Raw genomic sequence first — 15,651 nt, 5'->3', positions numbered from 1 at the left:
GATAGCTCCCAAAATAAAATCGATTTTGCGGGTCCGCATATCCAATTTACAAAACAATTACTTCTGCCGAAAGACGCTTTTCTCTCCTGACATTGTCAGGAGATTCCAGCTTAGATTTGGTCATTGAATTTACAAACTCACGGTTCTTTGGCTGGATTCTTCGGTCTTCATTCCACTTGATTCCAGAATTTTCGAATATGGTTTGGTAGCCGACAGTGAGACTGAAATCTTCGCTCCTGTGTTGACCGGATCGGATGTAACTGATCAGATAATCCCGAACAGCAATCTTCTTGTCTGTTAGTCTGCCGGTTATATTCAGGTATTCCGCATCAACCGTAATAATCTGTCGCTGAGCAAGAGCATATTGATACAGGATTGGACAACCTTTCAAAATAATTCCATCTGTTTCTAACGGAGTTCCATCTTTCGCTCTTGTCGGTAAAGTTGAATATACGACTTGCGCATCTATTAGTTTTCCCCTGATGCAGAATCTGCCACCTTTTGCTTCCATCTGCTCTAAATCTACATCTTTTACATTGTATCCGAAATATGTAAGGACTCGGTCTAAGTCATTAACCAATGATAAGGTAATTTCCAAATGCCGCAACTTCATAACGGCATTTCTGATTTTGTTATGAGTATCCTCTCCCAGATGCAATTTTTTCCGGGATTCATGCGGGCATAAATTTCTGTGTAGCGAATTGAACATTCATTTGTTGACTTATCCTCACGGGATGCCCATATGCTATATATCGCATCCATTACGGCCTTGTCATACCCATTCACAACGCAATTTCGAAAATTCTCGTCCAGAGAAACGATTCGCCCGTTGCAATATGCTAAGTCCTTTTTTACAGCCACGCAGAATATTCCTGCATCTGGCTTCACGCCGGGCTGCCGCAAACTCACCAATGCCTTACATAATGCCGTATTGTTTTGTGCTACTTCTGTCTTTTTCATTTATTGCCCTACCTCCAATTATAGATGAATACCACATGCTTCAAAGATTGCTTTTACCTGCTCATCAGGGATTCCGCTTTCGTTAATGAATGTTTCTGGGCGTTCGGCCTCAATCTCACTCAAAGCTGCCGCAGTGATTGCCTCTTCTTCATCCAGTGCCAGCTTAGCTAATTCCTGCCGCCGCATAATTTCTTCTTTTGAGCGCACAGTTTGCGTAGCTGCAGAAGATTGCTCCTCATCTGCTGTCGCCGGCCCTCCGGCCGTTCCATTTTTCCCACTACTCTTCGCTTTACTCTTCGAAGCACTTTTCGCCTTAGCTCTTGCCTTAATCTGTTCTTTGGTATATTCTGTAAAACAGTTGAACTCTGCATAATAATTCATCGGGACAACAGTTCCTGCATGTCCTTCACGGGTTTTGATAATTTTCAGTAAAAGTATTGTACCATTACAGGAAAAGATATGGCTGGCGGATATGTAGGAATTTCTACGAAGACCGTAAAAGAATTCGGAACGCCGCTGACTGCGTAGTAAAAGCCGTCAGCATCTCTTCTGCTGGCGGCTTCTTCTATATCACACATCTAACTGATCAAATGCATTGCAAATTTCGGTAGCATCCTTCTTCCTACGTGTTTCTGTATATGTAGAGTAGAAATTCTGCGTTGTTGATACGTTCTGATGTCCCAACATCCGGGAGACCACTTCAATCGGCACATCATGATCCAAAAGGTATGTTCCAGACGAACCTCTTAATGAATGAGGATGCAGATTTTTCTGGATACCAGCTTCTTTCAACCACCGCTTCAATTTCTTATTTACATTGGATGGAGAAAGCAAATTATTTTTAGTTCCTGGAAAAATCAAATCATCTGGACCAATTCCAAAACAACGTCTATCCATGATTGCTGCAGCTACTGCTGACAATGTTAAGATTCGAATGGATGTTGCAGTTTTCGTTCTACCATCTTCATATTCTCCCGTTCTCTGGATTCTTAATTCTTTGGTTTCTCCATTCCAATCACGCTTTTGCAAAGCAAATATTTCTCCTGGTCTTGCACCAATTAAAAGTGCAATAGTAAATAAATCTGCACAGGTAGGATCCAATTCATATTTGTGCTCCTTCCTCATTTGTTGGAAATATGATAGCACCTTCGGTAGTTCGTCTCCAATCAAAAAATCTTCTTCTGTTTTTGCCGGTACACTCTGTTTAAATTGTTTCAATACAATCGCCGGCGATTTTTCTGGGCGATACAAATAATAATCATCAATAGCGGTCACAACAAGGCGGATAATTCGATTTAGCGTGGAAGCACTGTAGTATACATATTCTGGCTCATGTTTCTTCTTTGTGACATGCTTATCATAGCGCGCATTTGAAAGCTGTTTCCGGTAAGTTTCTATATCTTTAACAAAAATGCAGTTCAGCTTTTTGTTTGCAATTTCAAATGGGCAAAGCAACGAGTGAAAGACATCCCATTCTCGTTTCGTAGAAACGTCTCTACGGGCTTCTCTGCCCTTTTCCCTATCATACTCCTTAGCACGCTCTTCAATAAGGTTCTTGACGGCCTCAGCAAGCGTAATATCCCCATCGTCTTTCTTCATTCCATACTGGATACGCTCATTGCGTTTTTCGATATTCACCTGCAAGGCAGCTCTGGCATCTACCCGATTTTTTCCACTTCCTTCCATCCGCTCAACTGATTCATCTATTAATGTTACCCACTGACGTGCCCTTACATAAGAACGTCCACTTTTTTTATATTCGCTAAAAGTTATTTCATCTGATTTTCTATTTTGTTTTGTCATCATAGTCCACCTCGTAAAATTATTTCCTATATAGACTATGGAGGATTAGAAAAACACCGAGAGAACTTTTTCACACTTATAAATACTTATTAGCAATTAAAATATCTATTTTTCGATAAAAATAAGTTTTTTCTGGGGGAAAATTGGGGGAAAGGTATTTTTCCCCCAGATTTCCCCCAGTTTCCCCCTAAAAACTTCTTAAAATTGCTTATTCATACTTAATCTTAAAAGTATAAAAAAATCTCCCCAAAACGCTGGAAACCCTTGATTTTCCTTGCTTTTTGGGGAGATTTTCTTTTTTCTTATAAGCTCCTGGCCGGACTCGAACCGGCGACCCACGCATTACGAACTTTGATTTTTGCCTTCACCGCTCTTTGATGTGTGTAAAAAAGTGAGGTTTTAAGCCATTTTTTAAGCACTTGCCTTTGCTATTTTTCGGTTACTTATGCTATCTTTTAAGTGCCGTAGTCCCCAAATAGTCCCCAAAAACACGCTTAAACGAAGCTGCGAAATTATAATTTTCGTTTATTTCTTTGCCCAGTTTTTGTATTCTGTTCCATTGAATACTGCCTTACCTTTGTAACGGAATCGGTTACATTTTTCAATTACTTCTTTTTTGGTCTTCTGGTCTCCCTTCTGATACATCTCTGTATAATGAGCTGCCAATTTGGTCTTTACCGACGACAAGGCATCTTTCTCCGTCTTTCCAGCTTTTTTCTTCAGCTCAATATATGTACAGATTTCTTCCTCGAAAGCATCTCTGCTTTCTTTGTCTTGGTAATCATATTTGTCAGCCGCAGAAATGATATCAATATTGTCTTTTATCTCCTTGTTAACTTCCTGGTTCATCTGCTTCTCGATGTCATCTTCCGTATACCCAGCATCCATAAGGTCTCTCTTGATTTTGTCAGCCAACGCCTTATCTCTCGCTTCTGTGGCATTCATCATCATGCTTACATAAAGGCTCTTGTTATCTTTCAATGACAGACCGTATTTCATCTTCGTAGCCTCGTACTCTCCTGCGCCGCTTAAGGAGCTTACTGTTGTATCAATGATGGACAAGGCATCTCTAGTGATACTTTTGATTGGAATACCTGTCAAGGCACTGGTAGATCTTAATGCTTCCAGAAAAGCGTACTGTGGCGTGTATTTCCCGGTCTTCTGCATCGCCTTGTATACTTTTTTCCAGGCATAATATACATCCTGGATTCCTTGCATGTCGGTACGCTTTACAGTGTTTCCCTGGACGGTAGAAATTACATCTCGAATGTATGGAACGCTATTCAGTATATTTACATTGTCAATCATATTGGCCGCCATATGAGATTGGAATTTCTCTCCCAGGTCTTTCTCCCTGTCATCATCACGGAACATATCAACCGCTGCTGCTGCGGCTGCAGTTAGGAAAGCATTAGCCGTGAAAGCTGCTGCCACCCTCATCGCATTATTTCTGGCTGTCTTTTTATCAAGTCTTCCAGCTTTCAGATCCCATACTGCACGATACAGCATATTGTAAGTTTTCAGCGGCTCCCCCATAAATGCCGTTGCCATCTTTGCCAGGGCATCTTTTGACCGCATGACCTCGGTGCGAAGCATAACAGAATCTGCCACCTGTGTTTTGTAGATAATTTCCGAAAATCTGTGCCCCACCTCTGTGTAATATTCTTTAGAGCCTTTCTGCAGATTCGGATGCCGATCCATAGTCTCATATTCCACAGCATTCCACAAACGTTTCCATGTCACCTGATCACCAAGTTCGGCCAGCACCATAGTTTTATTGACGAATCTGTCTTTTGCACTGTCAGTCTCTACAAGGATATCTTTCATGCGGCGTGATACCTGCATCTGGTAAAATCCCCAATCCTTCCACTGCGCAATCGGCGCATATTCTGTGATGATGTCCCAGTTGGCTCCCTTTATCAGCCCTTTGGCAATATACTTTGCATCAAGTTCTGCATAAGCGCGGGCAATGGAACCAGGCTGCTGTACTGCAACACGAAGGTTTCCTGCTACCGCCGCAGCCTTCATGTTGCCCATAAGCATATCCGCAATTCCTGTATCATTCCTGGTATGGACAGATCCATTGATATCATCTACCAGATTATCCAAATACTTTGCCGTACCAGTTCCAAGTGTGGCTTTGATGCGCTCCTGAATACTGGAACCATTAAATCCCCGTGCATCTTTATAGTTCAGAAGCTTGTGCAAATCAGAAAGCGGTACTAGCAAACCGTTATAGCTGCTCATCTGATCCACATGCCGTGTGAACACATCAAAGATATCTTCAACAATAATCGGATTATTCGCATAGGCATTCGTGCTCTTTGTCATGCCGAGGTTGCGAATAGTGGAATCCTTTTTATTGCCCTCCGGCTGCATGATGTAATCCTTGTCCGTTGTGATTGGAAAATAGTTTCTGGACTTATACTTATCATATCCATACATCTCCCTTGATGCCTCATTTCCCCAATTTGCCGCATTATCTCCAAGGAATCGCTGCATTTTATCCGCCAGTTTCTTCTGATAGTCAGTAAGCACAGCCGTGATCGTCTTTACGTCTTCCGCAGTAACCCTAATTGGTTTATTCCCCCGCAACCGCTCCGGCAATAAACGTTTTTCTTTTAAAGATGTACCAAGATCAATCTCTCCGGCCTTAATGCCGCCCTTCTGATCATAAATATGCTTCCGCGCCTGGCCTCGCTTATCTAACTCATATAGCGCCATAATCTGACCGGTTGACAATGTTATATCTCCGCCGGAAAGTGAGAAACTATGTCTCTCCGGATTTTTACCGGTCCATCCCCGAATATCTTTCGGTTTGAGCCCGCATTCTTTCAATGCCTCACTAAAATAATCTGATGCTTCCTTCAAGAGTTTGGTTTTCTTATCCCAACCAGTCGTGAGTGAATCATACACAGTTTCCATAGCCGGACCAATTTTATGAAACACTGTTACTGGATCCATCATCTTTATATTCAAAAGGCTATCCACCTGACCAACCGGTCCTCTAAATTCTTTCCGGTCTTTCATATAATCCGTATCGTGGAATACGCTTTCTGCCAGGAGACTAACTTCACCATATTTTTTGTTGGTTTTTAAAGTATTAATTTCCGTAATTGTCGATTTCATGGATCGGACTGTCTTTAGCAACTCCTGCAGACTATAGGAATCCAAATCTTCCAGACGGTCTATACCTTTCACCTTTTTATTTAATTCTTCCATTCTGGCCACTTGATCCGGGTCTATATCGACATAACGCACATTTCCATCTTGATCTGTAATCTGTCCAGTCTCTTTAATTGTGTTAAAGGCTTTTAATGCCTCTTCCCACGCCATGGTTCTCTGAGTTTTCGCTCCGTTGTAATCAGTCTTAGAAGAAAAATCAATGTTGCTAAGGAAATCCGCTACCACGGTTCGAAGTTCTTCCGGAATATGCTGCTTGTCATTTGGTTCCAAAAGCCATTTTCTGAGCCTCGCAGATTCTTTGATAACACTTTCCTTGGCTTCCCGCTTCGCAAGAGCTTCCCGCCGATCTTTCATTTTTGTATTAAATTTTTCCTTCTGCCAGTAAAGTTCCCGCGCATGTGCTTTTCTCATGTCAGCATTTTCGCGTCTAGTTTCATTCAACAGGGCTGTATACTGGTCTCCCATTTTCTGTTTATACGCATCCAGTTTATTATTATACTGCTGCCGCACTTTTCTCAATTCTTCTGCCTTGCGGTCTGCAAAGGTCGGTGCCGGCTGCCGGACATTCCAGTATTCCTGAAGGAGTTCCTGACCAACATGATAAGCCATTTCATCCATATTCGCGTGATATGGGTTCAATACCTGTGGCTGGGTTATATCCAGCACATTACCGATCTGCATCAGCTGATCAGCTGGATGTGTAATATCTGGATCAAAAAGATCCGGATGCTGTGATGATAACTCCTGATAGAGCGTGTCCACCGAAATACCAGTTTTTCCCAAACTCATTCGGCCAAAATACTTCTGACGGAAACTATTATACCCTCCTGCTGCTGCCAGATCTGCCTTATCCTGATCAGTGATCAGAATCTTTGTATCTTTAATCTGCTTCCGGAGATCTTTATACTGCTCGGTTAACGCGGTGTCTTTCTGCTGTGCCTGTTCCAGTATGGACCGACCAATAACCGTTGCCACTTCACTTGCCTCATCCCAGGCAATCCGGTCACCAGACCGCACATACTCAAATAATTTCGTGACATTCGATGCCACGGTCTCCAGCTTTGCTTTACTGTTATACTCCTTCAAAACCTTCCCGCAGGCCTTCCGAATATCATCCTGGCGCAGCTCGTCCTTGGCCGTCAAGGTAAATTCTTTTTTCAGCAATTCATTTGCTTCCTTCAGTTCCTGGTTCTCTTTTATGATATTCTTCACATAATGATTATCATAAAACAGGTAATCGTCCATGTCCTCCATCTGGAAGCGGATGCCTTCCACTGAATTCACCGCCCGGTTTCTGGAACCTTCTACTTCCGGGTCATAACTTACCGTCTTGATTCCGCGATCGGCCAACGCTGTCATGACGCTTTCGTCGGTTCCTTCCGGAGCAACAGCCGCAATCAGAGTACCGGTTTCCTCTACTGGATCTTTGAGCTGGAATTTTTTCTTGACAATAGCTCCTCTATCCTGTACAGTAGTAGATACAGAGTCGCCTTGACCTAATGTACTTCGTGTACTGCTCGGCGGCTCTGTTTTTTTCCCTTTTAATGACACATCGTATACAAATTGATCTTTGCCTGTGTTTCTAACATTAATCAGTACATCGTAGAACTTTCCGTCTGCCTTAATCGTTTTTAAATAATAGTCCCATGATAATGTATTATCATGTACCCCACTGGCTGTAGTTTTTCCCTGTTCCAATGAACTTCTATAGTACTTTGAATTCTCCAGTAATTCAAAATAATTTTTATCTGCCCCAATATTTATTTTCGTCTTATATCCTGCATTCTGAGACTTTTTATCTCCGTATATGCCTTTTCGAATTCCAGCTTCATCTAAAACAGCGTAATCCACTTTCCCTTCATGCTCAAATTTCGCTGTCCTTCCATGGAATTCTTCAAGCAACGAATTCAGCATAATATTTTTACGTTCTTTTATGCTTAGATTTTTTACATTTTCTGATGTTTCATATGTTTCAATTCCGTTTTCATCTTTTCCTATAAGCTTGAATCTTTCTCCTTCATTCCCTTCAATCTCGTATCCTGCCTTATACCTCTCACTCGCCGTCTCCAGGCCTGCCATATAGTCTCTTCTGGCCCGCTGGAAGTACACAAGGTTCTCTTCCAGGGCTTTGGCTGACTGCCTGGTGCTGCCAGTCTTAATCAAACTCCTAATGGCGTCAATCACATCATTGATAAAGTCAAGGATTTTCTGACCCAAGTTTCGGTTCTGCGTTACCTCTTTGATAAATTCCTCGTCGTTGAAAAACTTCTGCGAAGCATCCGCAACAATTTCCTCTACGGCCTGTTCCCTGGTTAACTGCTGCCCGGCCTGGCTCATGTAGTTATTGATGTATGACTCCGTTCCTTCCTGCAGATCCATACCCTCTGATTTCATGATCTGCCGGATGACCGTGTCTGCGTACTCATTGTACTCACCTGGGGCATAATCCCGGATGAAATGGGTCAGCTCATGTGAAGCGCTGCCCAGAAAGTCCTTGCTGTTGATATCCAGTGTCACTTTGCCCTTCTCGTAAGAAGCCACAGCACCGCCCTGCTCCATGCCGTCCACCAGGTCAAAGGTCAGGCCGGTTCTTGTACCCATGTACTGCGCAAAGGTTTTCTGTGCTGATGAGGCATTTTCCGCAGTCTGGCTAAGGCCACCAATCCGTACTTCTCCCTGTGTCATGTTCAGCGGTTCTCCCGTCTCACGGTTCACGTTGCTAGTTACCATCTCGCGGTCCTGTGCCCCGGCTTTCCAGATGTTTTCCAGCTTTTCGCGTCCTAATGTTGACAACGCCTCCTGGTGCACTGCCTCGTCCATTTTAATTCCCCAACGGCCAGCATCGTACACACGATCAAAGGTTCTGCTATACTGGGGAAGATCCGTCTCGTGATCATAATAGTCCACATAAGCATTCTTGCCATATTTTCCATACTGTTCAGACAGCTCCCCCAAAGTATCGTCTTCTATACTTCCAGTCTCAAGCTGCGTTTCTACTGGCGCAGTCGAAACATTCTGCGGATTCATTTCCGGTTTCTGCACTATCTCTTCCTGGACATCATCGGTCATATTCTGAGCATTTTTTTCCGTGTTCTGAGCATCTTTTTCCTGGTTCTGCGTAATTTCTTCGCCCTGTTGTACATTTTCCGTGAAATTTTCCATTCTTTCCAGGAATCTCCCGTTGTCTCGGGCCGGGATGCTTTCGCCGTTTTCCTGCTGCTGCGCATAACGCTGTGCCAGCTCCTGAAGATCTCTGGTTTCCTGCTGCGTCTCTGCTGCAGCATAGCTCTGATCCGTGTTGATGCCTTCTGCGAATTCGCTGTATTCCGGAACGATGTTTTTTCCTGTTGAACGGTAATCCAATTCCTGCGCGATTGCTCCCGGAGCATTCAGAACTCCGGCATTCAGCGCACCGAGCATGGCTGCATACCAGGCTTCCGGATCTGCCAGGCTAATCTTGTTCTTCTCGCCGAAGAGCATATTCCGGCTTGCCTTGTCCAGAAGCTCCTGCGTGTACTCCTGCAAGCCCTCTGCTGCCATATCTGCGCCGTATCCGGCTGCCTGTATCATACGGTCCCGCACCGCTGGATTGGATATCATTTTCCGCACTGCTGTATCAATGGCACTCTTTACTTTCGGATGCCCCAGGCTCACATTATTCAGGCCACCGAGGAATGCCTGCGTTGCAGTTTCGCTTGCAGCATTCAGCGCACCGTAAAGCTGCGCCGTCTCAACATCCTGACCTTCCCGGATAGAATCTGCATAGGAGTTACCGCCGGCAGCCGCACCGAACATGGCAGAACCCAAGGCAGAACCGGCTGCCGCTCCCATGGCTGCTCCGGCTGCAGGTGCCACAAGCATACTCGGCAGCATGAATCCGGTAGAGTTTGCCAAATCGTAAGCAATTCTGGCCGCTCCGGAGCTCTTCTCCTGCAGATGCTGCAGGTAACCATCAAAATTTGATACCGGGGCAGTTTCGTAATTTCCGGTTACCATGTCCACGGCTTGTCCCAGGCCCTTGACGGCGCGTTCTGATCCTGCTGCTGTACTCGCAAGCACATTGAGACCCACAGCAGGAACAGTGCCCATTTTTGATACAGTTTCTGCTCCCTGGCGTCCTGCTTTCACATTCAGCTCATCATCTATGGCACTCGCGTACCGATCTGCCTGATCCGCGCCATAACGGTGATAAAGATAGTTATACATGGTTTTCTGGTCATCGGTCATGGACTGAAAGCTATGATTGTACAGTCCGTTGGACTGCTTCACTGCCCGTGCGGCTATACGAAACGGATTCATCGTTCCATCTGCAGCATTTGACCAGAATCCTTTCATAGTGTTTCCAGTTCCGATTGGATTCCGATCATCTTTCGCCCCCTGATAAGCCCCTGTCTGAAAATCTGCGCGCTTCTTAATATCCTCGTATGGCGTAATGTGCACAGTTCCGTCCCTGAATGGTCCATATTCAGCCACTCCCTTTGCATCATTCGCTTTTTTCTCTAAGTAGTTCTGTCTTTCATTGTCCCTTTTCTTTTTAGCCGTTTCAGCCAGGGATTTCATTTTTGTCATATCGGATCCGCTGAGAAACCGCGCCCGAGACGCTTCTGCCGCATGATCATCCTGAATCTTTTCTCGCTCTTGCCGCATAAAATCGGTCATATCGGCTCTACTTTTATTTAAACTTGCATTTTTTACTTGCCTCTCCCTTGCCTCCCGATTTACTCTTACATCGCGAAGCCGCTTTCGTTCTTTTGCTTCTTCTTCCTGCTGGCGTTTATGTTCAATATAACGGTCCATAGTGGAATTCCCGGTACTCAGACCAGAATCCATCGAACTTTTGTACGCTTTATAAAGACTGCTATTTCCGGTTCCCTGATCTTCCTTATACTGTTTGAACAACTTTCCTGACATATCCTCTCCTATCTCGGTTTACGGTATGTATAGCTATTATCCGTTTTGTTTTTGCTATCTTTCTGCGCCACCGTTACCGCTTTCGCTGCTGTATCCGCATCAATTCCAAGGTACTGCTGCAGTATATTGCTTACTCCAGACGCATCATTTACATAATATGATTTTGACAAGCGTCCACCTCGATTGTCTTTTTCATTCAGTAAATCCTTTGCGAACTTAACTAAATCATCACTGCTATAAGCCTTACTTTTACTCTTTGATGATCCCGATTTGCCAGAACCACTTGAACGCGCTTTAGAATACGCCAGGGCCAACTGCTTTGCATCCTGCTCCTTCTGGTAATCAAACTGAGCCTGCCAATTCTGCTGTGCCAGGGCATCCTGCTGTTTCTGATAGTCAAACTGTGTCTGCCAGTTCTGCTGCGCCAAGGCGTCCTGAGTCTTCTGGTAAGCGTAGTTCTCCGCCCACTGCTGCATTGCCTGATCCTGCTGATACTGGCTCATGTCCTGGTTCCAGGAAGAATCGTACCGGCCGGCATAATAGTTTCTGTCAGCCTGATAGTCTGCAACCGTATCACGATAGCGGTTGTAATCAATGGAATCCTGGTTGTTATACATATTCAGCTGATTATAGAGTTCCTGGCCCTCCTGCAGGTACTGATTGTATACCCGGTCGTAGATATCCAATGTCGCGTTGTTAAAATTGGAAAGCGCATTATCATAAGCCTGCTGCCCCGCCGCCTGTGAATAGGTGCTTCCATATCCGCCTGTGGCTGCCTGTGCGCTGCCCATGGTATCCCGCATAGATTTCTGACCATTCTGAATTGCCTGCTCCCGCATAGTGTTGTAAAGATCACTCTTAAAGACATCATCTGTCTTAAACTGTTCCCGGTTTTTAATGCTGTTGATGATGTTCTGAATATCACTGGAATACTGGCTCTGAAACTCTCCCGGCGCATTTTTTTCCAGCTTATTGAGTCTCTGCAGATAACGATCCGTTGTTGACGATGTTGCAAATGGGTTGGCAGTGTATCCAGTCAGATACTGGCTACCGCCTGAAGCCGTCGAACCACTCCCCGTATTCGGACTTGCTGCAGCCTGAAATGCCCTGGATGCTGCCGGTGTCGGATTTGGCGTTACTGCCGGTGTCGGATTTTTTGTTACTCCCGGTCCGCTACTCGCACTGCTTTTCCCCACCGTTATGACTGGACTCGTCTTTCTTTTCAGATACCCCTGTACTGTTGCAAGTGCCATCCTGTTTTTCCTCCTCTTTTTCCATCAGTTTTCCCTTATCCAAAATGTTCTCAATCATGACCAGGAACCGTGCCTGCTGCACTCCCTCAACCCTGATTTTGCTCAGGATTTCTGCCAATGTCCGCACCTGGATCTCATCATACATAAAATATTTCACTATAATTTTCTCTCCAATTCTTCAATCTGCCGCTGCTGACTCTTGATTGCACCGGCATACAAAGCGCCGTAGGTGCTATATGGGATTCTGTAATACCCATCTTCTCCGAGATCTGTGAGCGGCAAATTTGTTCCAATGACTTCCTGCAGCGCATTTACATCCTGTGCCAGGAATCCCATCTGCCGCTCTTCTCTCCCTATATACGAGAACTCAACCGGTTTTAGTCCAAGCACGATCCTCAGTGCTGTTTCTTCCGGAATATCCTCAATATGCTCTTTCAGCCGTTCATCCGAAGACTGATATAAAGTCTCGCATGTTACCGTTCCTGTCACCTTCATCTGCTGGCAGCTTATTGATCCATCTACGTCACAGTTTCCATAAGTGATCAATGTTTCCGTTGCCAGCGGACCGCTACACTGGATGGATCCCGTGTATGCTCCGGAGTCAATTTTCGTGCTGCCAGTTTCGCTGACAACAAAGCGGTCATTGATATTGATAGATCCCCCTGTAATGTTCCCGGAAAACTCCGCCGTGCCATCTTTGGATAATTTAAAGTTTTTTGCATCAATCGTTAAATATCCGGTCTTAAATGCTATGGTCCCCGGAGCCATGGAAATTTCCGAACACAGTTCTTCTGCTGATACCTTCAATTTAATCTCGTTATTCAGTGTGCTGATCTGAGTGGATACCCCTGCTTCCAGGTTCTTGAATTCTGACATGAATCCATTCATGCTGATTTCCAGCTGCGAAATAGTTTTGTCCGTTTCCTGGTAGCTTACTAGGAACTCCTGAGAAAAATTGTCTTCCGGGTCCAAGCTTGAAAGGCTATATTGGAGTTGCTGATTAAGCTGCATGATATAGCTTCGGATCTTTGCCATGTCCGAATCTTTTGCCAACGTCGGCGCGCTAAAATATGACATCTACTCCCTCCCTTCTATCTTTCCTCTGATCCGATCAATGCGACGCTGATTGTCCTGAATAGCAGCTACCCACATCGCCCCCATCTCTCCATACTCCACACGTAATGATTTCTGCCGTCTCACCGGCTTATCAAGCTCCTGGGCAATAAATCCGATACTCTCCTTGCCTGTTGCTTTAAAATGCCAGGAAACCGGGCATATGGCTGTCATATCCGGTGCCGAAAGTGTTGTCACATTCGTTTTTACTCGTGCATCCGATGTTTCCGTTACCTTTTTGCAGCTCAGTGAATCCACAATATAAGCCTCTGATCCGGTAAGGGTCCTTCCAACAGTGCAGCCTCCATATCCTTCGCTTCCTTCTACTGTGACATCACCTCCCACCGTCGTTTTCTTTTTCGGATTGAGCAAATTGCACCTCAAATCTCCCTGGAGAACGACATGGCCCGATGCGTCGACCGCGAAGTTATTTCCCAGATTCATTGTCCCGCCCGTTATAGCTCCTGAAAACGTAGCGTTCCCCGCCGCATCCAGTTTCATATTATTAGCATCAATCGTCACATGCCCCGTTTTCAGATCTATATGTTCGCCGTACAATTCCATTCTTGACAGCATAGTCTCCACTACACTTCCGCGATTTACCAATAATTTTATACTTTTAGCCGACTGTTCCAGTTGCCCATAAGAATCTGCTTCCAGATCTTCAAATTTTATCTGCAGTTCGTCCGCATCATGTTTGATGGTCCTGGTTAATGATTTCTTTTCACTCTCCCAGTCTAAGAAGCTTCTGGAAAAGTTGTCCTCGTCAAGATTGGAAAGTGTGAATTTCAAGTCCTCGCTGAACCGATACAGTTTTTTTACTAGAGATTTCTTGTCCTCTTCTTTGCTCAACACCAGCTCTTTAAATACCGACATTCACATCACTTCCTAATCCAATCACTTTGCTGATCGCAATCAGCTGCATATCCCCACATCCCTCCAGGCGGTAACGGTATTTCTGGCAGCGCCGCGGGATAACCGGCACAACATGAGTACGATAGGTTTTTGACCGGAACGTGCTTACACGATACCATTCTGGGTCATCATCATACTGCATCAACACGGAAACTTCCGTTTCCTGCTGCATCCGGATGTGAAAGCGAAGTTTCCGGATGTGCTTGTTATCAATTGTACCCTCCAGAAGATCTCCGCTCTCCAGATACCATGAAATCACTTCCTGCCGTTTTCCTGTGACGGTGAAAAGATTTCCTTTCTCATCTACGCAATACAGATCACCGTCTCCATAAACCATATCAACCAGATGAAGGGCATCTTCTTTCGTCCATATGGTCCGTTTCAGATCATAGACATACAGCCCCCAGGAGCCTCCCGCCTGCAGGGATGCATAATATTTTCCCTCATGATGTGACGCTACTCCATCAACAAATTCAAGGTTCTTCAGCGCATCTCCCACGGAATCCGGTTGTGCTCCATCATAGCTGCAGATATCATCCCGTCCTGCATAGATCAGCGTTTCATTTACGATACAAGCTGTCCGCTCCATTCCTTTCGCTATTCCACGCACGGGTGAGGATGTGGACACCTGGTAGTTGGAAGGCTTGTTGCCAAAAACCTTGTGAATTGTATCCTCCTTGAAGAAGATCACATATCCCAGATGGGAAACACAACCGGTAAAGTCCCCGTCGGATCCCACTGTCACGGCATAAGAATCCGTTGAAATGCCTTCAAATGACTGCCAGTTCGCCGGATCACCCAACTTGGAAGAATAAATTTCATGATTCTTGCTGGAGCATCCCCACAACCGGTTCTCATTCTCGCAGACATAATCCATATCCGGCACTGTCCGTTTGATTGTCAGGCCGCTGCCCTGGGTGAACTGAGCAGAAAGGCTGCCGATCACAACCACATAATTATCAGCCACCTCCTGCAGGATGATGGATTTATTAAACGCTGCGTTCGTGCAACCGCTGATCAGAACCGAATCATACTGTGAAAACTTTTTTCCAATCCCCGTGCTTGTGATTTTTACCAGGGTTGATCCCTGCGTGGTCTGCGCGAAGGCAGCACTTCCGGACTGCGTCCAGGTTTCTTCCATTTGCTTCAGCTCGCCTGTGCTGGTGTTGTACATGATCTTGTCTGGAAACACCACCGCATAAGCACCAATCCCTACAATCTGCTTTCGGCTGTCTGATACGTCTGCAATCTTTTTCTCTTTATAATACAAAGCCGTGCCATCCACATACATCAACCCATTTTTATAAAACAGACCATTCGGTTTTCCGATTGTTTTCTGGATCACGCCGCGCGGCTGCCGGACCGATATTGCCGGATACCCATCTATGGACATGTTTTTCATGTCCGAAAATTCATTTTCCTGGATCACCAGCTGCGTATTCAACCCGCCGAAGGATCCCACACTTTTATCCGCCTGCTGCGGCGTTGTTCTTAAATAAGGCAATCTCAT

Annotated in this window: 10 protein-coding genes; all 10 read right to left on the bottom strand. The window is 45.0% G+C overall.

All coding sequences use genetic code 11. From position 1 onward, the window contains the following. Positions 1 to 46: 46 nt before the first annotated feature. Positions 47 to 598, bottom strand: coding sequence for a hypothetical protein (locus ACMP1L_RS12730; RefSeq protein WP_177303986.1), 552 nt, complete (start codon positions 596 to 598; stop codon positions 47 to 49). A gap of 11 nt (positions 599 to 609) precedes the next feature. Beyond that, positions 610 to 960: a hypothetical protein gene (locus ACMP1L_RS12725; RefSeq protein WP_177303987.1), complete on the bottom strand. Its 351-nt coding sequence runs from the start codon at positions 958 to 960 to the stop codon at positions 610 to 612. Positions 961 to 978: 18 nt separating this feature from the next. Further along, positions 979 to 1,341 (bottom strand): hypothetical protein, encoded by a 363-nt coding sequence (locus ACMP1L_RS12720; RefSeq protein WP_177303988.1) that lies wholly within the window; start codon positions 1,339 to 1,341, stop codon positions 979 to 981. 189 nt (positions 1,342 to 1,530) lie between these two features. Then, entirely contained in the window at positions 1,531 to 2,766 is a 1,236-nt protein-coding gene (locus ACMP1L_RS12715; RefSeq protein ID WP_418453239.1) for a tyrosine-type recombinase/integrase, read from the bottom strand. A gap of 522 nt (positions 2,767 to 3,288) precedes the next feature. Further along, positions 3,289 to 10,518 (bottom strand): hypothetical protein, encoded by a 7,230-nt coding sequence (locus ACMP1L_RS12710; protein WP_418453238.1) that lies wholly within the window; start codon positions 10,516 to 10,518, stop codon positions 3,289 to 3,291. 350 nt (positions 10,519 to 10,868) lie between these two features. Then, positions 10,869 to 12,113 carry a hypothetical protein gene (locus ACMP1L_RS12705; RefSeq protein ID WP_418453237.1) on the bottom strand — a complete coding sequence of 415 codons (1,245 nt, stop codon included), beginning with the start codon at positions 12,111 to 12,113 and terminating at the stop codon, positions 10,869 to 10,871. After that, positions 12,034 to 12,270: a hypothetical protein gene (locus tag ACMP1L_RS12700; RefSeq protein WP_418453236.1), complete on the bottom strand. Its 237-nt coding sequence runs from the start codon at positions 12,268 to 12,270 to the stop codon at positions 12,034 to 12,036. The genes ACMP1L_RS12705 and ACMP1L_RS12700 overlap by 80 nt, the downstream gene beginning before the upstream one ends. Continuing rightward, positions 12,270 to 13,190, bottom strand: a complete 921-nt coding sequence (locus ACMP1L_RS12695; RefSeq protein ID WP_418453235.1) for a tail fiber domain-containing protein — start codon at positions 13,188 to 13,190, stop codon at positions 12,270 to 12,272. Before ACMP1L_RS12695 ends, ACMP1L_RS12700 begins: the two co-directional genes overlap by 1 nt. Then, positions 13,191 to 14,102: a tail fiber domain-containing protein gene (locus tag ACMP1L_RS12690; protein ID WP_418453234.1), complete on the bottom strand. Its 912-nt coding sequence runs from the start codon at positions 14,100 to 14,102 to the stop codon at positions 13,191 to 13,193. Next, complete coding sequence (locus ACMP1L_RS12685; RefSeq protein WP_418453233.1) at positions 14,089 to 15,651, bottom strand: hypothetical protein; 1,563 nt, start codon at positions 15,649 to 15,651, stop codon at positions 14,089 to 14,091. The genes ACMP1L_RS12690 and ACMP1L_RS12685 overlap by 14 nt, the downstream gene beginning before the upstream one ends.

The sequence above is a fragment of the Ventrimonas sp. genome, from assembly GCF_048380235.1.
GTDB lineage: Bacteria > Bacillota > Clostridia > Lachnospirales > Lachnospiraceae > Brotaphodocola.
Note: the sequence above shows the minus strand (reverse complement) of the source record. Positions and strands in the feature narration are given on the sequence as shown.